23 protein-coding genes and 1 pseudogene are annotated in these 22,038 nt (G+C 70.6%); 10 read left to right on the plus strand and 14 right to left on the minus strand.

Translation table 11 applies throughout. From position 1 onward, the window contains the following. Nucleotides 1–5 precede the first annotated feature (5 nt). Nucleotides 6–1,364: a CoA transferase gene (locus IEZ11_RS43325; protein WP_189268578.1), complete on the minus strand. Its 1,359-nt coding sequence runs from the start codon at nt 1,362–1,364 to the stop codon at nt 6–8. Between the two features lie 22 nt (nt 1,365–1,386). Here IEZ11_RS43325 and IEZ11_RS43330 point away from each other — a divergent pair, with 22 nt between their 5' ends. After that, on the plus strand, nt 1,387–2,472 hold the full coding sequence (locus tag IEZ11_RS43330; protein WP_189268579.1) for an enoyl-CoA hydratase/isomerase family protein: 1,086 nt from the start codon (nt 1,387–1,389) through the stop codon (nt 2,470–2,472). A 793-nt stretch (nt 2,473–3,265) separates the two neighbouring features. Next, nucleotides 3,266–3,418: a family 78 glycoside hydrolase catalytic domain gene (locus IEZ11_RS52655; protein ID WP_373295052.1), complete on the plus strand. Its 153-nt coding sequence runs from the start codon at nt 3,266–3,268 to the stop codon at nt 3,416–3,418. A gap of 200 nt (nt 3,419–3,618) precedes the next feature. Here IEZ11_RS52655 and IEZ11_RS43340 read toward each other — a convergent pair whose 3' ends face one another. Both IEZ11_RS43340 and IEZ11_RS43345 read right to left on the minus strand, forming a co-directional pair. Further along, nucleotides 3,619–4,641, minus strand: a complete 1,023-nt coding sequence (locus IEZ11_RS43340) for a Gfo/Idh/MocA family protein (RefSeq protein WP_189268581.1) — start codon at nt 4,639–4,641, stop codon at nt 3,619–3,621. 45 nt (nt 4,642–4,686) lie between these two features. Beyond that, nucleotides 4,687–5,244, minus strand: a complete 558-nt coding sequence (locus IEZ11_RS43345; protein ID WP_189268582.1) for a VOC family protein — start codon at nt 5,242–5,244, stop codon at nt 4,687–4,689. Between the two features lie 110 nt (nt 5,245–5,354). Between IEZ11_RS43345 and IEZ11_RS43350 the strand changes: the two genes are divergently transcribed. Next, on the plus strand, nt 5,355–5,996 hold the full coding sequence (locus IEZ11_RS43350; RefSeq protein ID WP_189268583.1) for a TetR/AcrR family transcriptional regulator: 642 nt from the start codon (nt 5,355–5,357) through the stop codon (nt 5,994–5,996). A gap of 282 nt (nt 5,997–6,278) precedes the next feature. Here the strand turns inward: IEZ11_RS43350 and IEZ11_RS43355 are convergent. Further along, nucleotides 6,279–6,700: pseudogene (locus IEZ11_RS43355) on the minus strand (transposase); the annotation flags it as partial. A 102-nt stretch (nt 6,701–6,802) separates the two neighbouring features. Beyond that, nucleotides 6,803–7,081 carry a hypothetical protein gene (locus tag IEZ11_RS51505; protein WP_229713724.1) on the minus strand — a complete coding sequence of 93 codons (279 nt, stop codon included), beginning with the start codon at nt 7,079–7,081 and terminating at the stop codon, nt 6,803–6,805. Here IEZ11_RS51505 and IEZ11_RS43360 point away from each other — a divergent pair. Both IEZ11_RS43360 and IEZ11_RS51510 read left to right on the plus strand, forming a co-directional pair. Then, the gene (locus IEZ11_RS43360) at nt 6,962–7,489 is read left to right on the plus strand and encodes a hypothetical protein (protein WP_229713722.1); all 528 of its coding nucleotides are present in this window, start codon (nt 6,962–6,964) and stop codon (nt 7,487–7,489) included. The genes IEZ11_RS51505 and IEZ11_RS43360 overlap by 120 nt on opposite strands. After that, entirely contained in the window at nt 7,380–7,604 is a 225-nt protein-coding gene (locus IEZ11_RS51510) for a histidine kinase (RefSeq protein WP_229713725.1), read from the plus strand. The genes IEZ11_RS43360 and IEZ11_RS51510 overlap by 110 nt, the downstream gene beginning before the upstream one ends. Nucleotides 7,605–7,663: 59 nt before the next feature. On the opposite strand, the gene IEZ11_RS43365 is transcribed toward IEZ11_RS51510, so the two are convergent. The 3 genes from IEZ11_RS43365 to IEZ11_RS43375 form a co-directional block, all read right to left on the minus strand. Continuing rightward, complete coding sequence (locus IEZ11_RS43365) at nt 7,664–8,758, minus strand: ABC transporter substrate-binding protein (RefSeq protein WP_268239961.1); 1,095 nt, start codon at nt 8,756–8,758, stop codon at nt 7,664–7,666. A 91-nt stretch (nt 8,759–8,849) separates the two neighbouring features. Beyond that, the gene (locus IEZ11_RS43370) at nt 8,850–9,731 is read right to left on the minus strand and encodes an ABC transporter permease (protein WP_189268585.1); all 882 of its coding nucleotides are present in this window, start codon (nt 9,729–9,731) and stop codon (nt 8,850–8,852) included. After that, on the minus strand, nt 9,728–10,588 hold the full coding sequence (locus IEZ11_RS43375) for an ABC transporter ATP-binding protein (RefSeq protein WP_189268586.1): 861 nt from the start codon (nt 10,586–10,588) through the stop codon (nt 9,728–9,730). Before IEZ11_RS43375 ends, IEZ11_RS43370 begins: the two co-directional genes overlap by 4 nt. A gap of 237 nt (nt 10,589–10,825) precedes the next feature. On the opposite strand from IEZ11_RS43375, the gene IEZ11_RS43380 reads away from it, so the two are divergent. Both IEZ11_RS43380 and IEZ11_RS43385 read left to right on the plus strand, forming a co-directional pair. After that, on the plus strand, nt 10,826–12,520 hold the full coding sequence (locus IEZ11_RS43380) for an ATP-binding protein (protein ID WP_229713718.1): 1,695 nt from the start codon (nt 10,826–10,828) through the stop codon (nt 12,518–12,520). Continuing rightward, nucleotides 12,517–13,206 carry a response regulator gene (locus IEZ11_RS43385; protein WP_189268587.1) on the plus strand — a complete coding sequence of 230 codons (690 nt, stop codon included), beginning with the start codon at nt 12,517–12,519 and terminating at the stop codon, nt 13,204–13,206. The genes IEZ11_RS43380 and IEZ11_RS43385 overlap by 4 nt, the downstream gene beginning before the upstream one ends. A gap of 6 nt (nt 13,207–13,212) precedes the next feature. Here the strand turns inward: IEZ11_RS43385 and IEZ11_RS43390 are convergent, their stop codons facing one another. Continuing rightward, the gene (locus IEZ11_RS43390) at nt 13,213–13,995 is read right to left on the minus strand and encodes a COG4705 family protein (RefSeq protein ID WP_189268588.1); all 783 of its coding nucleotides are present in this window, start codon (nt 13,993–13,995) and stop codon (nt 13,213–13,215) included. Nucleotides 13,996–14,167: 172 nt separating this feature from the next. On the opposite strand from IEZ11_RS43390, the gene IEZ11_RS43395 reads away from it, so the two are divergent. Next, nucleotides 14,168–15,331 carry a sensor histidine kinase gene (locus IEZ11_RS43395; RefSeq protein WP_189268589.1) on the plus strand — a complete coding sequence of 388 codons (1,164 nt, stop codon included), beginning with the start codon at nt 14,168–14,170 and terminating at the stop codon, nt 15,329–15,331. Then, nucleotides 15,328–15,990 (plus strand): response regulator, encoded by a 663-nt coding sequence (locus IEZ11_RS43400; protein WP_189268590.1) that lies wholly within the window; start codon nt 15,328–15,330, stop codon nt 15,988–15,990. Before IEZ11_RS43395 ends, IEZ11_RS43400 begins: the two co-directional genes overlap by 4 nt. Nucleotides 15,991–16,161: 171 nt before the next feature. Here the strand turns inward: IEZ11_RS43400 and IEZ11_RS43405 are convergent, their stop codons facing one another. The 5 genes from IEZ11_RS43405 to IEZ11_RS43425 all read right to left on the minus strand — a co-directional run bounded on the left by IEZ11_RS43405 (nt 16,162) and on the right by IEZ11_RS43425 (nt 20,801). Next, the gene (locus IEZ11_RS43405; RefSeq protein ID WP_189268591.1) at nt 16,162–16,812 is read right to left on the minus strand and encodes a hypothetical protein; all 651 of its coding nucleotides are present in this window, start codon (nt 16,810–16,812) and stop codon (nt 16,162–16,164) included. A gap of 156 nt (nt 16,813–16,968) precedes the next feature. Then, the gene (locus IEZ11_RS43410; RefSeq protein ID WP_189268592.1) at nt 16,969–18,150 is read right to left on the minus strand and encodes an acyl-CoA dehydrogenase family protein; all 1,182 of its coding nucleotides are present in this window, start codon (nt 18,148–18,150) and stop codon (nt 16,969–16,971) included. 122 nt (nt 18,151–18,272) lie between these two features. After that, nucleotides 18,273–18,845, minus strand: coding sequence for a TetR/AcrR family transcriptional regulator (locus tag IEZ11_RS43415; RefSeq protein WP_189268593.1), 573 nt, complete (start codon nt 18,843–18,845; stop codon nt 18,273–18,275). Between the two features lie 251 nt (nt 18,846–19,096). Then, the gene (locus IEZ11_RS43420; RefSeq protein WP_189268594.1) at nt 19,097–20,110 is read right to left on the minus strand and encodes an aldo/keto reductase; all 1,014 of its coding nucleotides are present in this window, start codon (nt 20,108–20,110) and stop codon (nt 19,097–19,099) included. A 49-nt stretch (nt 20,111–20,159) separates the two neighbouring features. Continuing rightward, nucleotides 20,160–20,801 carry a ScbR family autoregulator-binding transcription factor gene (locus IEZ11_RS43425; RefSeq protein WP_189268595.1) on the minus strand — a complete coding sequence of 214 codons (642 nt, stop codon included), beginning with the start codon at nt 20,799–20,801 and terminating at the stop codon, nt 20,160–20,162. 206 nt (nt 20,802–21,007) lie between these two features. Here IEZ11_RS43425 and IEZ11_RS43430 point away from each other — a divergent pair, with 206 nt between their 5' ends. Continuing rightward, on the plus strand, nt 21,008–22,000 hold the full coding sequence (locus IEZ11_RS43430) for a ScbA/BarX family gamma-butyrolactone biosynthesis protein (RefSeq protein ID WP_189268596.1): 993 nt from the start codon (nt 21,008–21,010) through the stop codon (nt 21,998–22,000). Nucleotides 22,001–22,038: the final 38 nt, after the last annotated feature.

Here is a 22,038-nt window from a genome sequence, read left to right on the forward strand (position 1 = left end):
TCCGCTCACGGCACCCGGATCCCCAGGCTCCGCAGCACCGCGGCGGTGTCGGCCCCGCTTGCCGCGGCGGTGCCGGCCGGAAGGCGCGGATGCGGGGCGGCGACTGGGTACGATGCGCCGCCGGTGTCCACCAGCCAGCCGTCGCCGTGCCCGACGACCCTGGCGTCCGGGCCGGCCGACACGGAGAGGCACGCGGACACCACGTCCGCCATCACCACCTCCAGGACCGCGCCGCCGCCTTCCGGCTGTTCGGACAGGGCGAGCGCGGCGGCGAGCAGTCCGGTGAGCGGGTCGGCCAGGGCGTCCCCGGCGAACACCGGCAGTCCGTTCACGTCCGTTCCGAGAAGTCCGCGGGCGGCCGCCACGTCGTCGCCGAAGCCCACCCGGTGCGAGGCACGCCCGTACGCCGTGATGGAGATCCAGGTGCAGCCACGGGCCGCCTCAGCCTCGGCGTCCAGCCCGAACCCGGCCAGAGCGCGGGGCCGGGAGGCCTCGACGACCACGTCTGCCCGGCCGACCAGTTCGTGGAGGGCGGCACGGCCCCGCGCGTCCGTCGGATCGAGGACGACCGAGGCATGCCCGGCATGCAACAGGTCGTAGAAGACCGGCTCGCCGAAGCGGGCACCGTCCGGGCGGGTCGGGGTCTCCACCTTGACCACCCTGGCTCCCGCGGTGCCCAGCAGGTGCGCGCACAGAGGTCCCGCCCACAGGGCGCTGAAGTCGACCACCAGCAGCCCTGTCACATCGCGCGGTATTCCCGGCCAGGGGCAGGTTCGGTCTGCTCGGGGACGGACCGAACCGCCCGCCAGACCCAGGAGTTCCACCCGCTCGTCCAGTTCTCCGCCGTCATGCGTGGCGAGCCAGTCGGCCAGCCGGTCGGCCAGCCGGCCGGGCAGTGCCTCGGCATCGAGATCACGGCCGATCAGCGCGCTCCACAGCCGAGGGTCGTCCGGGCGCGCGTCGGACACGGCGGCCCAGCCGGCCCTGGTGGGCATCAGCCGGCAGCTCCGGCCCACCGACAGGCGGCCCTGCCGTCGGCGCCCGCTGAGCGCGGCCCGTTCGGCGAGGAGCCGGGCGCCGTCGAGTCCCGCCCCACCGGCGGCGGTGATGTGGTCGGTGAGCAGGGAGGCGAAGGTGGCTGCCCCGCCGGGAGGGAGCAGCGGGGGTCCGTCGGAGTGACCGGTCAGGAGGGGAACGCCGCTGCGAGCCCAGTCCTCCGCTATGAGGGAGGCGTTGGCATCGGGCCAGGAGCGTGCCGACTCTCGCGCGCCGGCCGGCGGCTGGTCCCGAGATGCCGCCGGTGAACCGTCGGGTGGTCGGCGTCGGGACGACCTTGCCGTACTGCCAGATGCCCGGAGGACCATGCGGGGATGGTAGATCAGAGAGATGTCCGCGACCACAGCGATCTCCATAGCCGATCTCGCCGCCGGGGCGGCCGACGCCGACCTCCTGGACGCTTCCGCCAGGCCGTCCCGGCCACTGCAGGTCGTCGACCTTGACCTGTCGCCCGCGCCCACCGCCGCCGACATGGAGCGCGCCGTCCGCCGTGCCCGGGACGGCAGCCGGCTGCTGGTCGGACGGACCAACCGACCGGCTTCCGACTGTCCCGGGGAACTCCTGACCGCCCTGGACTTGACGCTGGTGCGGGCTACCCGCGACGGCCTCTGCGCGACGGATGCCGACGGGCTCCCGGCCACAGTGGCGGTCACTGATCCGGCTGCCGAGGCGGAGTTCCTGCGCGCACGGGCTGAGGAGCAGCCGCAGGCAGCTCTGGTTCTTCATCAAATCCTCGGCATGTCCGGTGAGTTGCCGGTGGCACAGGCCCTGGACCTGGAGTCGCTGGCGTACTCGACGTTGCTCGGCGGTGCCGGCTTCGCCCAGTGGCTCGCGGCTCGCGGGCCACGGCCCGCGCCGCCCAGCGCGACGGGTGATCCCGTGGTGGTGCGCCGCGAGCATGATGTCCTGCGGATCACGCTCAACCGGCCCGAGCGCCGCAACGCCCACAGCGCGGAACTCCGTGACGCCTTGGTCGCGGCAGCCGATGTCGCCGTCTGGGACCAGACCGTGCGCCAGGTGGTCCTTGACGGAAACGGTCCCTGCTTCAGCTCCGGCGGTGACCTGGACGAGTTCGGTACTGCCGCAGACCTCGCCACCGCGCATCTGATCCGCACCCGAGCGGGTGCGGCACTTCGCCTGCACGCCCTCGGCAGCCGGCTCACCGTGGAGATCCATGGGACCTGTGTCGGCGCGGGCGTCGAACTCCCGGCGTTCGCCGCGCGGGTCCTGGCCGCCCCGGACACCACCGTCCGGCTGCCCGAACTGGCCATGGGCCTGATTCCCGGTGCGGGAGGCACGGTCGGCATCCCGCGCAGGATCGGCCGCTGGCGCACTCTGTACCTGGTCCTCGACGGCCGGGCCGTCTCCGCCGAACGGGCTCTGGCCTGGGGCCTGGTGGACCGAATCAAGGAGTGAGGAATGGGTCCGGACGCGTCGTACACCAGGGCCGGAGGCGCAGGAGGAGGAAGCGCCTGTGCCAGCGAGTCCGGAGGCGCTGAGCCAGACGATCCGCTGGGCGAACATGCCGTGGGCCCTGCCCCGTGGCGGTCGCTCGTAGTCCACCAAGCGTCAGCTGTCCTTCCGTCGGACGACCCGTCGGTCGCCGCCGTCGAACTCGATCGGCAACCACGCGTGGTCGGCTGTCGACGTATCGGGATCACGAAGCTCACGAAGGATGCGAGTCCTGGCGGAGTCCCGTTGCCGATCTCCGCTGTTGCCGACGAAGAGGTCGGTCCGGCGGCCTGGTTCGACTCATCGGTCTGTTCGGGCAGCCGGCGGTCGCCAAGGGCGGTGTGGAGGTCCGTCTTCGTGGGGTGCTTGAAGACCGGTCTGATGAGGTGGTGCTGCCCTTGCGGTGGAAGTAGGCGGGGCTTCTCGCACGAAGGGGGAAGCGAGTGGCGCAGTGGACGGCGACGTCGGTGTAGTTGTCGGTGAGGTCCGCGCAGACGAGCTCGCTGCGTACGCGCTCGTAGTAGTAGGTCTTGCCGTCCCATAGGTTGATCGCGAGATCCAGGTCGCAGGTGCTCATGCCGTCCGGGCGGAAGGCGGACTTGGTGATGCGGTAGGGGCCGAGAATGTGGTCGGCAACGAGCACGGTGGACAACTGGGTCGACGTGTCCCGCTGGTCGCACTGCTGCCGCAGCGTCCCCGTGTCCTGGTCGCCGAAGAGGTCGAGCGCGTCGCTGCGGTGCGTCGGTTTCCCGGCCGCGTGACGCGGACCCCCGCAGGGGTTCAGCCGATCGACTTCGGGCAGAACTTCGCCGGCTTCGCCACCGTGTGCCTCAGCGGTCAGCCGGGCACGACCGTCGATCTCTCCCATGGGGACAGGACCACCGGCGGCCGGTACCCCGTGGCCGAGTAACGGCGACGTTCCCGTTCAACCGACCGCATGCCGCGACCTGGGAGAACGATAGCCGTGGCCCGCGGGTGCGCGGTACATCTCGTTCCCGCGCAGCGAGCATCTGGAGCGCGAAGGTCTCGCGGCGTCCACAGGCTCAGCCTGGGACGCGGTCGACAACGCCCCGATGGAAGGGGCGATCGGCTTCCACGAGACCGGACCGGTCAACCACCTACCCGAGGCGATTCAGACGCCAGGGCGGACCGGATGCTGTCGAGTACGTCGAAGACTTCGACGGATGCTCGCAGTGGGTGCCACTCGTGCTCTGTGTCACCGCGGCGGATCGCGTCCGTCACGGTGCGGAGCATGGGCACGTAGCCGTGGCCCTCGCGGTCGAATCGCGAGATCTCGGGGGAGAAGAGCTTGGCGGTGAGCGCGCCGTCCGTGGCGTGGGTGGCGTACTGGGTGGCTTGCATGAACGGTGCGGGGATCGTCATCCATCCGGCGGTGCCGCTCACCGAGGCGGTCGGTTCGATGAACTGCACCATGGACGCGGCCAGGTGCGCGACCTGTCCTCCGTCGTACCGCAGCGTCACGTACTCGGTCAGGTCGACGCCGTCGGCCCGGACGTGCCCGTCGGCGGTGATTCCGCTGGGCGTGCCGAGCAGTTCGAGTGCCAGCGTGACGGGGTAGATCCCCTGGTCGAGCAGGGTGCTGCTGGAGAGTTCGGCCGACCACAGGGTCGAATCCGCCGGCCCGAGCGGGAGTCCGAAGTACCCGCGTACCGCACGGATGTCGCCGATGCGCCCGGCGCGGGCCTGGTCGACGAAAGCCCGGAAGCTCGGATTGAACTTCATCCACATCGCTTCCATCGCGAACACGCCGTGGCGTTGTGCCGCCTCGGCTATCCGTCGCGCCTCGGTCGCGTTCACCGCGAGCGGTTTTTCGACCAGGACATGCTTGCCGGCTGCGATTGCCTGCAGCGCCATCGGGGCGTGGAGCGCGTGCGGTGTCGCGATGTAGATCGCGTCGACCTGAGAGTCGGCCACAAGGACGTCGATGTCGTCGAAGGCCCGCGAGAAGCCGAACTCGTCGGCGAACGCGCGAGCACGTGCGAGGGAGCGGGACAGTACCGCCGCGCGCCCGGCTTCCGGGACGGCCGCGAGGTCCGCGGCGATGTGCCGGGACACGGCGCCGGTTCCGACGATCGCCCAGCGGACCTCATCGAGCGGGCGGGAATCTGACATTCTTCGTTTCTCCGATCGTGACAGTGGCGACGTCGACAGGTGACGTCAGGATGCGCCGCGCGGGGGCCTGGAGAGGATCCGCTGACTGCCGTCCCAGCTGGCGGCGGCGGAACGCAGCGTCTCCGCGAAGCCGTCCGTACCAGCGGTCCGCTCCATGATCTCGATGGCCTGCGCCGGGCCGTTGGGCGGTTCGAGGTACGCGTACCGAAGCGAGCTCTTCGTGTCGTCGCTGGACCACACGACCGGCCAGCCGGTGGCCCCGACGACGGCCCGCACCGCATCGTCGAGGTCGTCGACCCACCAGGCGAGCTGCTGGTACCCCTCCCGCTCGGACGACAGGAACTCGGTATAGATGCTGGGCGTGTCATCGTCCTGCCGAATCAGTTCGATCTGCAGATCACGGGAGTTGCTCAGCGCGACGGACACCGTGGTCGCACAGGGCTGCCCGCGGTAGAGGGCGTGAACGGGCATCCCGCGGATCACGTGCCAGGGGCCGACTCCCAGCGACAGCCAGCTGTCCATCGCGCTGTCGAGGTCGCGGACGACATAGCCGATCTGGCGGATGCCTCCCGGCAGTGCGGCTGGCAGGGTGGCCTGGCGCATCGATTCACTCCCGTCGTTACCGAGTACCTATTAGGTATCAGGTAATCTGCAAATTACAACACCGTATGTGCGCCGACAAGAGATGTCCTGATACGAAGGTCCCTGTGAACATGGCTGAGGAAGTCCCGGCATTCCGGCGTGACCGGCTCCGTCTGCCGGTCGCCCAGCGGCGGCGGCAGATTGTGCAGGTGACGACGCGGCTGATCGCCGAGCGCGGCTTCTGGGGCCTGTCGATGCAGGATGTCGCCGACGGCTGCGGGCTGACCGTCCAGGGACTGCTTCACCATGTCGGCTCGAAGGACGGGCTGCTCCTGTCGGTCCTGGAACACTCTGAGGCCGAAGACGCGTTGCGACTGGCGGCGCAGTTCGGTGCCGGTGGCGACACCCTGACCGGCGATCCGGCGGACAACGCTCCACAGGGTGCGGCCGACCTGCGACAGGCATGCGCAGCGATAGCGCGGCACAACGCGGCACAGCCCGAGATCGTCCGTCTGTACGCCGTCCTCGCGGCCGAATCGTTGGAGCCGCGCCACCCCGCGCACGCGTACTTCCTCGCCCGTCACCGTCGAGCGCTGGCCGGCCTCACCGAACTGGCCAAAACCATCTCCGACCACCCGCAGTCACTGGCCCGGCAGATTTTGGCGACGATGGACGGTCTGCAGCTGCAATGGCTGCGCGACCCGGTTGCCGCCGACCTGGTCCGGGAATGGGAGGCCGCATCCGAGGTCATCTTCGGACGGGCGGGAACCTGACCCTGGCTCGCCGCATGCTCCAACGGCTGTCCAGCGTGCCATCCGGGTACCGGCCGAGGCAGGCGAACCTCGGTTCGCGGCTGGACAGGGCGGCAACACCACTACGGCGAGTCGGCGGCCAACTTCCCGGAATCGCTGACCCGGACGTCGCCGTTGCGTCGGCCCTGGAGGTGGCCAGGGTGGTCGTCGGCGGGTCCTGCCGCACATTCCGTGAACGGTGACCATGTGCGATCTCCGCATCACGAGCACCGGTGGGCCCTGAGAACTTGGAGGGTCTGGTGCACGATCGACCGGCGACGGGCCGGTGTGCGGCCCCCTTTTTTTAGCGCCCCGACGTGCGAGGAGTCGACCACACAGCGGGACCAGTCCAGACGTGCGGCCGCGTTCACTTCGGCCAGCAGGACCTCGTGCAACCGCTGCCTGACGCCGGCCTCGTTCCAGTCCCGCATCCCGCGCCGGCACCTCACGCCCGACCCGCAGCCGAGGTCCTTGGGCAGATACTCCCACCGGATCCCGGTGTGCAGCACATACAAGATCCCGCACAGCACCGCCCGGTGCGGCAACGGCCTGCGACCTGGACACCGGAGCCTGCGCTCACGCTGCGGCAGCAGCGGCTCCCGAGGGTCCCAAAGCTCATCCGACACGATCCACGGCGACGTCCCCACACCGAACCGAACGCTCAACTCCCGTCCCGGGCACGGCAACCAGGACTGATCCACCTCAGTGTGTCGGCCGCTGTAAAGCATTCAGGGTGATCAGCGTCGCACGGGCCTCCTTTCCCGACGTTGCCGTACGGGGCCGGGGCGTCATCGCCTGGCGGTGACCGAGGGCGATCTGAGCGCGCGGGCCGCCGGAGCGGCCTCGCCCAGATCGACCAGGTAGCCCGCACCCACGACGAGATGCTGCACAGCGTCTCCGAACTCCTGTGCCATGAAAGTGACTTCACAGCCGATGTCTCCCACCGGATGCGCACCCCGCGCACCGGTCTGCAACTCGCTTTGGAAAGAGGCCTCGCCCGGGAGGACGACGCCCGGCTGCGGCCCGTGCCGGCCGAGGCGCTGGCCACCACCGAGCGCCTGCACCACACGGTGGAGGAGGTGCTGCGCCTGTCCCGCTCCAGAGAGGCGGCTCGCCGAACTGCCGGGTCGATCCCCGTACGACAGCTGCTGCGGGAGACGGGAGACGGGAGACGGGAGAACGGTGGCACGGCGTCTTCGCGCAGGACGGTAGACGACTGGAGTGCGCCGACGAGGACGTTCCGGTCGACGTCCGTGTTCCGGGCGCGTCCGTGTCGGAGGTGCTCGGAATCCTGCTCGACAACGCCCGGGTGTACGGGCGCGGTACGGCCCGCGTGGCTGTGCGGGATCTGGACGATGCCTCGCCTTGGACGTGAGCGACGAGGGTGCCGTGACGGGCGCGCCGTCCCGGCTCTTCGACCGCGGCCGCACCGGGGCCGGGCACGGCACGGGCATCGGCCTGGCCCTCGCGCGTGACCTCGCCGTCACGCTCGGCGGCAGGCTCTCCCCGACCGGTCGGCACCCTGCCGCGTTCACCCTGCTCCTGCCTGTCGGTCAGGACGAGCCGCAAGGGGCGGGGACAGGCGGGTGAGCATGCCGCAGGGGCCGCCCGGGTGGCTGTCGCCTGGGCGGCCCCGGGTCCGGTGGGGATCAGCCGGTCGGTCCCGCCGGCGTCGTGGTGGTCTTGAAGCCCTCCGTCTTGTTGGCCTGGACGGCGAAGTCGTTGGTGAACGTCTTGCTGAGGTCCACCGAGCCCTTCACGTTGCCGACGAGCCGATCCGTGGCCAGGGAGGTCTTCGGACCGCCGGCCGGCATGATGCCGTCGGGGAGGAACTGGCCCTTGTCCTCGGTCAGGGCGCTGATGTAGTCGGCCTTGGTCACCAGCTGGTTCGACACGAACGATGCCGGCAGTTTGTCCGCGATGTCGGCCGCGCTGTGCGTGTTGATCCAGTGCATGGTGGCGACGAGTGCGTCGACGACCTTCTGCACCGTGTCCTTGTGCGCGTTCACCCAGTCGGTGCGGGCAAGCACACTGGCCGCGGGATAGGCGCCGCCCATGGCCGCCGTGGCGCCCTGCGTGGTGGCCAGGTCGATCGCGGAGGTGCCGACGCCCTTCTTCTGGATCGCGGCGACCGTCGGCTGTGTCGTCATCACGCAGTCGACCTTGCCGTTCTGCAGGGCGGCGATGGCGGTGGAGCCCGCGCCGACCCCGATCCGGTGGAACTGGCTGGTCTTGACGCCCTTCTTGGCGGCCAGGAACTGGGTGAGCGTGTCGGTGCCCGAGCCCAGGTCCGTGACGCCCAGGGTCTTGCCCTTGAAGTCGGCGCCCGAGGTGACGCCGGACTTCTTGGTGCACATCTCCCGCTCGCCCGGCGCGCCGGACAGCTGGACGACGTCCTCGACCGCCTTGCCCTTCGCCTGGAACTCGATCGTGTGGTTGTACCAGGCGCCCGCCATGTCCACCTGCCCCGAGGCCATGGCCTCCTCGGCGCCGACACCGCCGTCCTGCTCGGTGCTGAGCTGGACGGCGACGCCGTACTTCTTGTAGAAGCCGAGGTTCTGGGCGAGCTGGTAGGGCAGGTAGATCTGCTTGTCGATGCCGCCGACCATGAGCTTGACGGTCGGTGTGCCGCCGGAGCCGCTGCTCGCGGTGGTGCTGCCGGAGTTGCCGGAACAGGCGCTGGCGGCGCCGAGGGCGAGAACGGCGAGGAGAGACGCGGCAACGGTGGCGGGTCGTCTGGACATGGCTGGCCACATTCCTTTGGTGAGGTCGAACAGGGGAGAACGGGGGAGGGCGGAGGGCGGAGGGGGGAGGGGGGAGGGGCGAGAAGCCGGGTCAGAGGGCGTTGGACGCCTCGGAGGGGGCCGGCGGTCGCCAGGACAGCAGCCGGTGTTCGAGCTTGCCGATCACCCACTCGGCGCCGAGCACGATGACCGAGATGACGAGCATCGTGGCGAACACGCCGTTGGGGTCGAAGTTGTTCTGCGCGGTCTTGATGACCAGGCCCAGGCCGCTCTGCGCGCCGAGCACCTCCCCGACCAGCGCGCCGACGATGGCGAAGCCGAAGGCGCTGTGCAGGCTGGCGATGATCCAGGTGAGCGCGGAGGGCACGGTGACGTGCCGGATGATCTGCAGCTGGGAGGCGCCGAGCACCCTGGCGTTGGCGAGGATGTTGCGGTCGACCTCGCGCACGCCCTGGAAGGCGTTGAAGAAGACGATGAAGAACACCAGTACCGCGGCGAGCAGGATCTTCGGCAGCACGCCGATACCGAACGCGACGATGAAGATCGAGCCGAGGACGATCCGCGGGATCGCGTTGACCATCTTGATGTAGGGGCCGAGGACGTCGGCGAGGAAGCGGCTCTGGCCCAGTGCGACACCGAAGACCACTCCGGTGACGGCCCCGAGGGCGAAGCCGACCAGTGCCTCCTGGATCGTCGTCCAGATGTTCGCGTAGAAGGATCCGAACTCGGTGCCGTGCCGGAAGAGGTCGACCAGCCGTTTGGCGATGCCGGAGGGCTGGCCGAAGAAGAACGGGTCGACGATCCCCCAGGTGGTGAACGCCTGCCAGCCGCCGATGACCAGGACCGCGAGGCCGAGGCGGCCGGCCCAGACCAGGGCGACGCGGCGCCGGCGGGCCCGTCTGGCGGCGGCCCCGGCCGAAAGCTGTGCGCTGCCCTCGACGGGAGCGGGGGAGACTGCGGACGCCGTGCTCATGCCGTACCTCCTGCGGTGCGTGCGTAGGCGCGCTCCACCTCCTCGCGCAGCGAGTCCCAGATCTGGTGCTGGAGTTCGATGAAGCGGGGCTGGAAGCGGATTTCCTGCACCGAGCCGCGCGGCCGCGGCAGGTCGATGTCGAAGACCGCCTTGACCGATCCGGGGCTGGACGTCATGACGACGACCCGGTCGGCGAGCGCCACGGCCTCGTCGAGGTCGTGGGTGATGAAGATGACCGACGGGCGGATCTGCTCCCACAGACCCAGCAGCTCGGTCGACATGATCGCCTTGGTCTGCACGTCCAGGGCGCCGAACGGCTCGTCCATGATCAGGATCCGGGGTTCGTTGATCAGCGCCGCGGCCATCGCCACGCGCTTGCGCATACCGCCCGACAGCTGGTGCGGGTAGCGGTCCTCGAAGCCCGTGAGGCCCACCCGGCGCAGCCAGTCGCGTGCCGAGACCTGGGCCCGCTGCTTGGGCACCCCGCGGAAGACGGGGCCCATCAGCACGTTGCCGAGCACGGTCTTCCAGGGCAGCAGCGCGTCGGCCTGGAACATGAAGCTGACGCCGTCGGTGACGCCGTCCACCTCGCGGCCCCCGACCCGGACCGAGCCTTCGCTGGGCCGGTCGAGCCCGGACACCATGCCCAGCGTCGTCGACTTGCCGCAGCCGGTCGGGCCCACCACCGCACAGAACTGGCCGGGCTCCACGGTGAACGACACGTCCTGCAGCGCCGTGAACACCTCACCCGCGGGAGTCAGAAATCGTTTGGTGAGTCCGGAAATCTCGACTCGCGCGCTGTCCTGGCCGGCCTTCTCGGCGACCGGGCGCACCGCGGCATCGTTGCGTGAAGCCATCTGAGGCTGTCTCCTTCCTGACCTCGGGGGTCGAGGAAGGCAGACGCTAGAGGCCGCCGGGTGTTACGTCGCTGTTTCATCCGTATCCCGCGTTAGCCGTGTAAGCCGGACTTCTGCTCGTTCTGCTCAGTGAGCCGGGGGTGGGCAGAAGGCCGATGGCGGGGGCACAATCACGCCACCACGGGCACGGCGCAGAGAGGCCGCGCCCGGCAGCCGTACGACAGGCGAGAGACACCGGTGAAACCCATCCGTATGCTGCTCGGCCGTGGCGGGAAGGGGCGACTCTCCGCGCGGATCCTGGCCAACCAGCTGGCCATCCTGGCGCTGACCGGGCTGATCGGTTTCGTGCTGTTCGCCTTCGCTCAGCGGGGCGAGATCGACCGTGCCTACGAGCAGCGGGCCCTCGACATCGCCCAGACCACGGCCGCCGAACCACAGATCCGGCAGGCCATGCAGTACGGGGGCGGCGGCGACGTGGTGCAGACCGTGGCCGAACGGATCCGCAAGGCGTCCGGGGCGTCGTACGTGGTCGTGCTCGACCTGCGCGGCATCCGCCACTCCCATCCCGACCCGGCGCTGATCGGCGAACCGACGGGCGATCCGATCGTGGTGCTGGACGGCAGGCCCCAGGTCGGTACCGACCAGGGTGCGACCGGACGTTCCGCCAACGGCAAGGCTCCGCTGTACGGGCCCACCGGCGAACTGGTCGGCGAGGTGTCCGCGGGCATTCCCGAGCGCGATGTGCTGGGCGAACTGTGGCGTGAGCTGCCCACCTTCGGCCTGTACAGCGCCATCGCCGTCGCGCTCGGCTCGACGGCCGCGTTCCTGCTGGCCAGGCGGCTCAAGCGGACGACGTTCGGGCTGGAACTGGAGGAGATCGCCGGTTTGCTGCAGGACCGCGAGGCGATGCTGCACGGCATCCGTGAGGGTGTCGTCGCCTTCGACCCCGACGGCCGGATCACGGTGGTCAACGACGAGGCCCGCGAACTGCTTGGCCTCGGCGCCGCGCTCGGCAGCACGCTGGAGGATGTGCTGCCGGACGGGCGGCTGCGCCGCGCCCTGGACGGCACCATCGAGGGCAGCGACATCAGCGTGCTCACCGACGATCACTGCCTGGTCGTCAACCGGATGCCGGTCGCCCTGCACGGCCGCGAACTGGGCGCGGTGGTCACCGTGCGCGACCGCACCGAACTCATCGGGCTGTTGCGCGAACTGGACTCGGTCCGCGGGCTCACCGACGCGCTGCGCGCCCAGCAGCACGAGTTCACCAACCGTATGCACACGATGGCCGGGCTGCTGGACATCGGCGATCACGACGCCGCCTACGAGTTCGCCGTCGAGACGGCCGGCACCGAGCAGGCGCTGACCGAATCCGTACGGGAACGGATCGGCAACCCGCTGCTCGTGGGACTGATCGTCGCCAAGATCACGGTGGCCGCGGAACGCGGGGTGCGGATCGTCCTCAGCGAGGACTCCGCCCTCGGCGAGGACCCGCCGCATCTGCGCCGGCTGCTGACCATCGTCGGCAACCTGCTGGACAACGCGATCGACGCGTGCGCGACCGGACCGGCACGGCCGGGCGGTCCCGAGGTGCGGCTGTCGCTGATCGAGGCCGTCGACGTGGTGCGGGTGGAGGTCGCCGACACCGGGCCGGGCATTCCGCCGGGCACCACCGAGTCGATCTTCGAGGACGGCTGGTCGACCCGCCCGGACCGGGGCACCGCGCGGCGCGGCCTCGGACTCGCTCTCGTCCACCGGCTGGTGCAGCGGCACGGCGGCACGATCATGGTCAGCGAGGGGCCGGGCGCGGTCTTCACCCTGACGTTGCCGGTGCCCGACACCGTCCCGGCTCCGCAAGGCGCCCTGTTCACGACGGCCCCGCCGGTGCCGGTCGGCGCGCGCGACAGCGTCGCAGGAGGTGACCGCTGGTGATTCGCACCTTGGTGGTGGACGACGACTTCCGGGTCAGCCGCATCCACTGCGACTACGCGTCCCGCGTCAAGGGCTTCGAGGTGGTCGGCCAGGCGGCGACCGTGGACGCGGCACTCGACGCGGTGCGCGCCCTCCACCCGGACCTGCTGCTGCTCGACATCTTCCTGCCGGACGGCAGCGGACTCGACGTGCTGCGCCGGCTGAGCGGAGACGAGGGCGGCGACCGCCCCGACGCCATCATGATCACCGCCGACCGGGACATCACCTCGGTGCGGATCGCGATGAAACTCGGCGCCGTCGGCTACCTGGTCAAACCCTTCGGCGCGCCCGACCTCGCCGAGCGGCTCACCTCCTACCGCGAGCTGCAGTACCGCATGGACGCTCTCGGCACGGTCCCGGAGACCGACCAGGCGGATGTGGACGCCCTGTTCAGCGCCGCCCGCCCGCCGGCCGTGCCCCGCGTCCCCGCCAAGGGCCACTCCGCGCCGACGCTCGCCCTGCTGCACCAGACCCTGCGCAGCACGGACGACGCCCTGTCCGCCGCGGAGGCCGCCGAACGCACCGGGGTCTCCCGCGCCACGGCTCAGCGCTATCTCTCCTATCTCGTCAAGGAGGGCATGGTCCGGCTCGAACTGCGCTACGGAGCCACCGGACGTCCCGAGCACCGTTACCGCGTCGCGCACTGAGCCGGATCAGGGCAGGGCGGCCGGAGTGAGAGCCGGGGTGTCGTGGTCGTCGCGCGGGTGGGACAGGGCGAGGTAGCCGACCAGGGCGGCGCACACCAGCGCGGCGAGGATCGCCGTGGTGCCGAAGCCGACGCCTGTGCCGAGCGGCTTGTCCATGCCGAGCCAGTCGGCGAGTGAGGCGCCGAGAGGACGGGTGAGTACGTACGAGGCCCAGAACGCGGCGACGGCGTTGAGCCCGGCGAAGCGGTGCAGCAGCCACGGCACGAGGATCGCCGCGCCGAACAGCAGCGCGGAGTGCACGAAGCCGAGGTCGAGGTAGAAGCCGGTGAGGTCGCCGGCGGCGGTGCCCAGGGCGAAGGTGAGCAGCACGGTCAGCCAGTAGAAGACCTCGCGACGGCGCGTGGTGACCGTGTGGACCGACAGCGTGCGCTCGGTCGCGTACCAGGCGGCGAGGCAACCGGCCAGGGCGATCGCGTAGCCGGTCGTCGTGACCGGCAGGGGTACGTGCAGTCCGACGCGGAAGCAGTCCGCGGCGGCGGTGCCGAAGACCGCGATCATCGCGACGGTGAGCCAGTACGGCGCGGGGTGGTACCGCGAGGAACGGAACTGCCACCAGAAGGCGCCCACCAGGGCGGCGGCGCTCGTCCCGGCGGACAGCCACAGGCTCCACCGGCCGAGAAAGTCGGAGGTGGCCTCGCCCATGCCGGTGGTGAGGACCTTGACGATCCAGAAGAGCGCGGTGGCCTCCGCGACTTTCGTCGGTGCATTCGCCCGAGTTTCCTTTTTCATTTCCGACCCTCTTACGTCCTCGGTGGTTTCTCTGTGTGGTCATTCGGGGTGTCCTTGCGGCGAGGTTAGAAATGCGGGTGCAAGTGGCGCGTCAGCCGATGGTCGGTACTTTCCGCAGGTGTACGACCTTCGGTTGATGTCCGGTGCGGCGGTCTCCCGTAGCCTCGGGAGCGTGATTTCGATCTGCCCGGAATTCCTGGAGCGTGTGCGCAGGCCGGCCCTCGCGCCCTTGCTCGTATTCGGGCCGCCCCTCGTCTGCGCCGCCGTCGCGGTCCACGAACTGCTCTACAACCGGGCCGACGTGTTGGACTGGACGCTGGCGGCGGCGGTGATCGCGCCGCTGGCGCTGCGCCGCCGGGCCCCGGTCGCCGTCTTCTGGTGCTGCTGGGCGGCGGCCGTGCTGACCTGGGCCCTGGGCACCGTCTCGCTCGCCGAGTCGGCCGTCCTCGTCGCCCTGTACACCGTCGCCGCCGAACGCGGCCTGCGGTATTCGCTGAGTGCGGCGCTCGCTGTCGCGGCCGGCGTCGGTATGGTGGCTGTGCGGTTCGGTCCGCCGGGCAGCGTCAATGACGTCGTGGTGGTGCTCACCGGCCTGGCCGCGGCGGCCTTCTTCCTGGGGACGACGGTGCGGGCGCAGAGCCGCTACCTGGCCTCCGTGGAGGACCGCGCCCAGCGGCTGGAGCAGGAACGCGCGCAGCAGTCCCGGCTCGCCGCGGCGGCCGAACGCACCCGCATCGCACGGGAGATGCATGACATCGTCGCCCACGGCCTGGTCGTCGTCGTAGCCCTCGCCGAGGCCGCCGCGGCCACGACGGCGACCGATCCCGACGGCGCCCGCGACAAGATGCTCCAGGCCGCCTCGACCGGTCGGCAGTCCCTGACCGGCATGCGCCGCCTGCTCGGCGTCCTGCGGGCGGAGGACGGGGCCGACCGGGCACCACAGCCGGACCTGGCCTCGCTCAGGACCCTGGTGGACGAGACCCGCCGCACCGGTCTGGACGTCAGCCTCACCGAGACCGGCACCGAGGAGCAGTTGGACGCCGAAGTGCAGACCACCCTCTACCGGATCGTGCAGGAGTCACTCACCAACGTCGTCAAGCACGCGCCGGAGGCGTCGAAGGTCGACATCGTCCTGCTGCGCGATCCCCGCCGGATCGCGTTCACCGTCACCGACGACGGCGGACCGGTCCCCGGCCCCCGCCCGGCCACCCGTACCGGCAACGGTCTGACCGGCATGCGGGAGCGCGTCGCCCTGTTCGACGGTGGCCTGACCGTGGGACCCACCCCCACAGGCTGGACGGTCTCCGGTGAACTGAAGCTGAGCGAGTCCCCATGACCATCAAAGTCCTCCTCGCCGACGACCAGGCGCTCGTCCGCATGGCGTTCCGCAGCCTCCTCGGCACGATGCCGGACATCACGGTCGTCGGGGAGGCCGCCGACGGCCGGCAGGCCGTCGACCTGGTCCGGCGGACGGCGCCGGACGTGGTCCTCATGGACGTCCGCATGCCCGTGATGGACGGCATCGAGGCGACCCGTCGGATCACGGACGCCTCGCCGTGCCGCGTCCTCATCCTGACCACCTTCGACCTCGACGAGTACGCGTTCGAGGGGCTGCGGGCGGGAGCCTGCGGATTCCTCCTCAAGGACGTCGTCCCGGCCGTGCTGCGCGAAGCGATCCGGGCCGTGGCCTGCGGCGATGCCGTACTCACCCCGCGCATCACCCGCGACCTGGTCGACCGCTTCGCCAAGGCCGCGCCCTGGCCGCGTGACGAGGCGGCCGGCGCGCTGTTCGCCCAGCTGACGGCCAGGGAACGGGACGTCTTCCACCTCATCGCCACCGGCCTGACGAACGCGGAGATCGCCCAGCGTCTCCACCTCACCGAGGCCACCGTGAAGACCCACATCACGCGCATCCTGGCCAAGCTCCAGCTCCGGGACCGGGTGCAGGTCGTGATCTTCGCCTACGAGCACCGACTGCGCCCGCACGGGGCCTGACCGCTCACGCCCGCGAGGCGACGGGAGGAGACAGCCGCCGTTCGGGGGTGCTTCCGTGCAATCCGGCCCGACACCTGCTGGGCCTGCTGAACCGTGCCCTGAGGGCGGTGAAGCCGAAGCGGCCCAGGAGGTCGTTGTCCGGGCGATGCCGCGGGTGTGGGAGTGGCCGGGTCAGCGGTGCTCCCTCTCGCGTTCGTCAGCGAGGGCGTCGCCGAACGGGGTGAAGCCAATGCTCGTTGTGAACAGGTCGTCACCGCTCCGGAAGGCGAGCAGGCGTGCCGATGAGGCGTCTCCCGCCTCGCCGAAGTGGAAGACAGCGAGCGGAGCGGTCCGATCACCGGGGGCGTAGCCGAGGGTCTTGGCCGAGCGCGGATCCTGGTCGCCGAAGACCGCGGAGGGCGGACCGTACTCATGCACGACATCGTCGAGCGTGCGGTCGGTCTCGGCCCAGTCTTCGGCTGTCTCGACGAGGCTCGTGTGGTCGTGAGTCCGCAAGGCTCGATCGAGACGGAGCCAGCCACGCTTGTGAGCCGCGGCGCCGTACTCCGCGGCGACCACGTGAATCTCCGGCTGGGGGAAGCAGTAGCGCAGCAGTGCCGCCATGTCCAGCCGCGCGTTGTCGTCCACGATCCACCGCGTACCGTCGGACCGGGCCGCGTCCTCGGCGAGGGCATCGAGGAGGAGCGGCAAGCGCGCGAGCCCGCCGTGCGCGCCGGGGCACCGCACGGCGGCGTTGAACTCGTCGAGCACGCGGACGTGTTCCGCCTCGGTGAGCAGGGTCGGGCGGCGAGCCGCGTGGGTGATGCTCCGAAGGGACACCATGCCGACCACCTTGGGTCGTCGCCGACCGGCTGTCCACCCCGCTCCTCGATCCGCCGCGGCAGGGGACCGAGGATCCCCGGTCGGCACGAGACGGTGTCGCCGATTCGGACCGGAGCCAGGAACCGCCACTCCCCGACGGCCGGCAACGCGGCCGCATCAGGACTCCTTGCCGAGAACGGTCACGGTGCCGCCGTCCGGACGGCTCAGCGCACGGCTGATCACCATGCGCTGGATCTGGTTGGTTCCTTCGAAGATCTGCATGACCTTCGCCTCGCGCATGTAGCGCTCCACGGGGAAGTCCCGGGTGTAGCCGTAGCCGCCGAGCACCTGCACGGCGTCGGTGGTCACCCTCATCGCGTTGTCCGTCGCGACGAGCTTGGCGATGGACGCCTCAGAGGTGAAGGGCAGCCCCTGGTCCTTGAGGCGTGCGGCGGCCAGCGTGGTGGCGCGGGCCGAGTGGACAGCGGCACCCATGTCCGCCAGGACGAACGCGAGTCCTTGGTGGTCGATGATCGGCTTCCCGAAGGTCTCCCGCTCCCGCGCGTAGCGCACCGCGTGATCGAAGGCGCCCTGGGCGAGGCCGGTGGCGACGGCGGCGATGCCGAGCCGCCCGGAGTCGAGCGAGGCCAGCGCGATCCGCAGCCCCTGCCCCTCCTCGCCGATCCGGCGCGCGACGGGCACCCGGACGTCGTCCAGACGCATGGTGGCGGTCGCCGAGCCCGTCAGACCCATCTTGCGCTCCGGCGGATCCGCGTTCAGGCCGGGGGTGTCGGCCGGGATCAGGAAGCAGGACGTGCCGCGCGAGCGGTCGTCGGAGGTGCGGGCCATGACCGTGTAGAAGTCGGCGTGCCCGCCGTGCGTCGTCCACGCCTTCACGCCGTTCAGTACGTAGTCGTCGCCGTCGCGTACCGCGCGGGTGCGCATCGCGGCCGGGTCGGAGCCCGCGTGCGGCTCCGACAGACAGTACGCACCGAGCAACTCGCCGCCCAGCATGTCGGGCAGCCATGTGCTGCGCTGATGCTCGGTGCCGAACGCGACGAGGGGGAAGCACGAGAGCGCGTGGACGGAGACACCGACGGCGACGCTCGACCAGACCGCCGCGAGTTCCTCCAGGACCTGGAGGTACACCTCGTACGGCTGGCCCGCGCCGCCGTACGCCTCGGGGTAGGGCAGTCCGAGCAGTCCGCTGCGTCCGAGGGTCCGGAACAGGTCCCGGGGAAAGGTTCCGTCGGCCTCGTCCTCGGCCGCTTTGGGCGACAGTTCCCTGGACGCGAACGTACGTGTCAGCCGGAGGAGGTCGGCGGCCTCCTCGGTCGTCACCGTGCGACTGGCGGGCATCGGACCCCTCCTTGAATGATACTGAAATCAATACCAGAGTATCATTCGACGTACGGCCGTAGGGGCTGCAGAGGTGAACCCGTTGGCGAGATCCAGAGCGGGTGCGGGCCGGGGCGGGGCTCTCAGGACGTCACGGAGTGCACGATCAGGGACGCCAGCTGCTCATAGGCTTCGGAGTCGGTGAGGCCGGTGCGGGTACCGACCTCACCCAGCTGGATCTGCCGCATCGTGGCTGCGGCCACCTCGCCCACGAAGGCGGCGTGTACGTCCCGGAACGCGCCTGCCCTGACACCCTCGGCGATCAGCTGGCGCAACCGGTCGGCGGCGAGTCGGGTGTTCGCCTCGTACACGTCGCGGGCGGGCCGGAACTGCGCCATGTCGTCCAGGAACGCTCGGGACAGCGGGCTGAGCTGTCGGGCGACGGCCGTCAGGTACACCTGGACGCGGTCGGCCGGGTCCGCGGTCTCCGCGACGTTCTTCTCCACCGCCTCGGCCGCGCCGCGGAAGTAGTGCTTGACCGACTCCCTGACCAGGTCCTGCTTGCTGCCGGCGAGTTGGTAGAGCGTCGTCTTCGAACACCGCAGCCGCTCGGCCACATCGTCGAGGGTGAACGAGGCGAAGCCCTCCGCGGTGAACAGCGTCACCAGCCGCTCCAGCAGGTCGGCCTGGCGGGCGGTGCGGCGAGGTGAGGGCATGAGATCAGCGTAGCCACAGTGCGAGACATTCCGGCACGCGGACGCTCCGGACCCGCACTGCGCAGATTCATGCCCAGATCGGCGGTCCGGGCACCGGCCGCGTTCGACGCGGAACCCCACCGGATCCGCTCCCTCGCGCGCATCCCGACAGCACACCGCGGCCCTCCGCCACCACGGAAAGTGAGCCAGGGCGGTTGAGTTGACGCTTCCAGGAGGTCGGGCAGGCGGAACGGCGTCGGCGGGGGTGTGGGTCACTCGCGGGCGGTCGCGGTGCTGCTCATGTCCGCGTAGCGGGTGCCGGTCACCTGGGCTGCCAGCGGTTCGAGTGCGGCGAGTTCGGCCGGGGTCAGGGTGAGCCCTGTTGCTGCGGCGTTCTCCCGTAGCCGGGTGGGCCTGCGGGAACCGGGAATGGGCAGGACGGTGAGGCCGTGGATGCGGGATTGTTGGTGGAGCCAGGCCAGTGCGACCTGTGCGGGGGTCGCGCAGCGGTGTGCGGCGATCGCGCGGACGGTATGGAGGAGCGCGTGGTTGGTGCGGGCGTGTTCGCCGGTGAAGCGGGGCATGGTCAGCCGGGCGTCGTCCGGGCTCAGTCGGCTGCTGTCGGGGAGCGTGCCGGTGAGCAGGCCGCGGCCGAGGGGCGAGTAGGCGACGAACGCCACGCCGAGTTCCGCGGCCGTGGGGACCGCGGATGTCTCGACGTCGCGGCTGAAGAGCGACCACTCGGACTGCAGTGCGGTGATCGGGTGGACGGCATGGGCCGTACCCAGTTCGAGGCCGGTCACCTCGCAGAGTCCGAGGTGGCGGACCTTGCCCTCCTGGACGAGTTCCGCCATGGCGCCGACGGTCTCCTCCAGCGGCACCGAGGGGTCGCGGCGGTGCGCGTAGTACAGGTCGATCGTGTCGATGCCGAGGCGTTTCAGGCTCGCCTCGGCGCACTGGCGGACGTAGGCGCGGTCGCCGCGGACCTGGTTCCAGGTCCGCCGGCCGGGCTGCCGCACGATGCCGAACTTCGTGGCGAGGAAGACCTGTTCGCGGTGGGCGCGGACGAAGGGGCCGAGGAGTTCCTCGTTCGCGCCGTGTCCGTACAGGTCCGCGGTGTCGAACAGGGTGACGCCCGCGTCGAGGGCGGCCCGCAGGGTTTCCCGCGCCTGCGCCGGTGCGCTGGGGCCGTAGAACTCGCTGAAGCCCATGCAGCCCAGGCCCTGTGCGCCGACGTGCGGGCCACCGGTGCCGAGCGGGACGGACGGGAGAATGGGGGCAGACATGGGATGGGCTCTCCTTGGGTGGCGGCGGACGGCCGGGAGGGCGCGGATGTCACGGGTGGAGGGGGAGGACGACGTCGATGATCTCCTGTACGCGGTCCGTGAGGTCCTGGCGGTTGTGCTGGACCCAGGAGATGTGCTGACTGCCGAAGAACGCGGCGACGACGACCCGGGCCATGGGGGCGATGTCGATGGTGGGCCGCACGGTTCCCTCGGCCTGGGCCTGTGCCAGCAGCGTGGTGATGAGCTGGGTGAACTCGCTGAACGGCGTCGGCATGTCGGCGTCGACCAGGTTGCGTTCGATCTGCAGTCGGGCACCGGCCTGCATCACCGCGTTGTCCCGCAGGGCGACCGCGGTCTGCAGGAGGAGCTCGGCGACCGCGTCCAGCGGCGGCAGCTGCCTGGCCGTCACCGATTCGGCCACGGCGGGCAGTTGCCGGTAGAACTCCTCGGTGACCGCGACGGCCACCGCCTCCTTGTTCGTGAAGTGGAAGTAGACGGCTCCCTTGGTCACCTCGGCCCGGTCGGCGATGTCCTGGAGCGTGACGGCGGGGAACCCCTTCTCGGCGAAGGCCGAGGCGGCGGCGTCGAGGAGCTGCCTGCGGGTGCGGCTGGCCCGCTCCTGCTTGAGCTCCCGCAGGGGGGCGGCCTTGGCTCCGCCGACAGTCCGGAGGTCGCTGTTCAGGTTGCTCATGATTCCTCTTCCGTACGCTTCGACGGTGGCTGGTGCGTTTGCCCCGCACGAGTTGGGTCCCTTGCAAGATACCTCTGCGAAGGTATATTTTCACGTCGCGCCACCACGGTATTCCCGAACCCGATGGGGGAGAGACCATGGACCAGTTGTACGAACTGTCGACCAGGGTCCCAGGCGAACCGGGCACGGCAGTAGCGGATGCCTCCTTGAAGTTTCTCCGGCCGGTCTCGCGGCAGCTGGTCCACCGGGCCGCGGTCGCGGAGGTCTTCATCACGGACGCCCTGCAGGTGAGCGAGGACCGGTTCCTCGTGGGAGCCCAGTGGCCCCGGGATCACGCTCTGTACCACCCCGACGCCCAGGGTCTGTCCGACCCGCTCCTGCTGACCGAGACGGTGCGCCAGGCCCTGGTCTACCTGGCGCACGAGTACTGCGGGGTCCCGCTCGGGCACCGATTCGTCGGCAGTGACACCTACTTCGAGATCACGGACCACGAGGCGTTCGTGGTCGGCGACACCCCGCTGCACGTCACTCTGGACGTCCGGTGGTCGTGGGTGGCGAACCGGCCGCCCCGGCGCTTCGGTATGCGGGTGGACGCGGTGGTGTCCGTGGCCGGGCGCGTGTGCGCCCGGGCCGGGCTGAGCGTCTGCGCCGTCGACGAGCGGCTGTACCGGCGGCTCCGCTGGCAGGGGAAGTCGGGGCAGGCCCGTGACGAGGCCGCCCGCGCCGGGCTCTGTGCCGCGACCTGCCTGCCGGCGGCCGACGTCGGCCGCCTGCGGGCCAAGGACAGCGTGCTGGGCCGCACGGAGACGGGGGAGTGGCGGCTGCTGGTGGATCTGCACCACGCCGTGCTCTTCGACCACCCCGGAGACCACATACCGCTGATGGTCACCCTGGAAGGTGCCCGTCAGCTGGGCCACCACCTGGTCCACCGCCGCCACGACGCTCCCGCGGGAGTGGTACTGCGTGCCGTCCGGATGGACTGCCCGGCCTTCGCCGACCTCGACGAACCGGTGCGGCTGAGTGCCGAGCTGCAGCCGCCGACCGCCGCGTCCGACGTCACGAGGCTCCGCATCACGGCCGTGCAGCGGGAGGACACCGTCGCCACGGTCGCCATGGAGTGGCTGCCCCGCGTCCTGCCCCCCGCGCCCGGGGAGGTCGCCTTCGCCCGCGGCACGGTCGGCTCTGGCGCGGCGGTGTAGCGGTGAGCACGCACCGGCGCGCCCGCCTCCGCCGTGAC

The organism is Streptomyces fuscichromogenes (genome assembly GCF_014645815.1).
Lineage (GTDB): Bacteria > Actinomycetota > Actinomycetes > Streptomycetales > Streptomycetaceae > Streptomyces > Streptomyces fuscichromogenes.

What these genes read in the sequence shown, in the direction of transcription:
- IEZ11_RS43415 (WP_189268593.1), bottom strand. Translation starts at nt 18,845, where the DNA reads ATGCCCTCACCTCGCCGCACCGCCCGCCAGGCCGACCTGCTGGAGCGG.
- IEZ11_RS43425 (WP_189268595.1), bottom strand. Translation starts at nt 20,801, where the DNA reads ATGAGCAACCTGAACAGCGACCTCCGGACTGTCGGCGGAGCCAAGGCC.
- IEZ11_RS43400 (WP_189268590.1), top strand. Translation starts at nt 15,328, where the DNA reads ATGACCATCAAAGTCCTCCTCGCCGACGACCAGGCGCTCGTCCGCATG.
- IEZ11_RS43410 (WP_189268592.1), bottom strand. Translation starts at nt 18,150, where the DNA reads ATGCCCGCCAGTCGCACGGTGACGACCGAGGAGGCCGCCGACCTCCTC.
- IEZ11_RS43330 (WP_189268579.1), top strand. Translation starts at nt 1,387, where the DNA reads ATGTCCGCGACCACAGCGATCTCCATAGCCGATCTCGCCGCCGGGGCG.
- IEZ11_RS43370 (WP_189268585.1), bottom strand. Translation starts at nt 9,731, where the DNA reads ATGAGCACGGCGTCCGCAGTCTCCCCCGCTCCCGTCGAGGGCAGCGCA.
- IEZ11_RS43325 (WP_189268578.1), bottom strand. Translation starts at nt 1,364, where the DNA reads ATGGTCCTCCGGGCATCTGGCAGTACGGCAAGGTCGTCCCGACGCCGA.
- IEZ11_RS43375 (WP_189268586.1), bottom strand. Translation starts at nt 10,588, where the DNA reads ATGGCTTCACGCAACGATGCCGCGGTGCGCCCGGTCGCCGAGAAGGCC.
- IEZ11_RS43340 (WP_189268581.1), bottom strand. Translation starts at nt 4,641, where the DNA reads ATGTCAGATTCCCGCCCGCTCGATGAGGTCCGCTGGGCGATCGTCGGA.
- IEZ11_RS43360 (WP_229713722.1), top strand. Translation starts at nt 6,962, where the DNA reads ATGCGCACCCCGCGCACCGGTCTGCAACTCGCTTTGGAAAGAGGCCTC.
- IEZ11_RS43390 (WP_189268588.1), bottom strand. Translation starts at nt 13,995, where the DNA reads ATGAAAAAGGAAACTCGGGCGAATGCACCGACGAAAGTCGCGGAGGCC.
- IEZ11_RS43405 (WP_189268591.1), bottom strand. Translation starts at nt 16,812, where the DNA reads ATGGTGTCCCTTCGGAGCATCACCCACGCGGCTCGCCGCCCGACCCTG.
- IEZ11_RS43365 (WP_268239961.1), bottom strand. Translation starts at nt 8,758, where the DNA reads ATGTCCAGACGACCCGCCACCGTTGCCGCGTCTCTCCTCGCCGTTCTC.
- IEZ11_RS43350 (WP_189268583.1), top strand. Translation starts at nt 5,355, where the DNA reads ATGGCTGAGGAAGTCCCGGCATTCCGGCGTGACCGGCTCCGTCTGCCG.
- IEZ11_RS43420 (WP_189268594.1), bottom strand. Translation starts at nt 20,110, where the DNA reads ATGTCTGCCCCCATTCTCCCGTCCGTCCCGCTCGGCACCGGTGGCCCG.
- IEZ11_RS43345 (WP_189268582.1), bottom strand. Translation starts at nt 5,244, where the DNA reads ATGCGCCAGGCCACCCTGCCAGCCGCACTGCCGGGAGGCATCCGCCAG.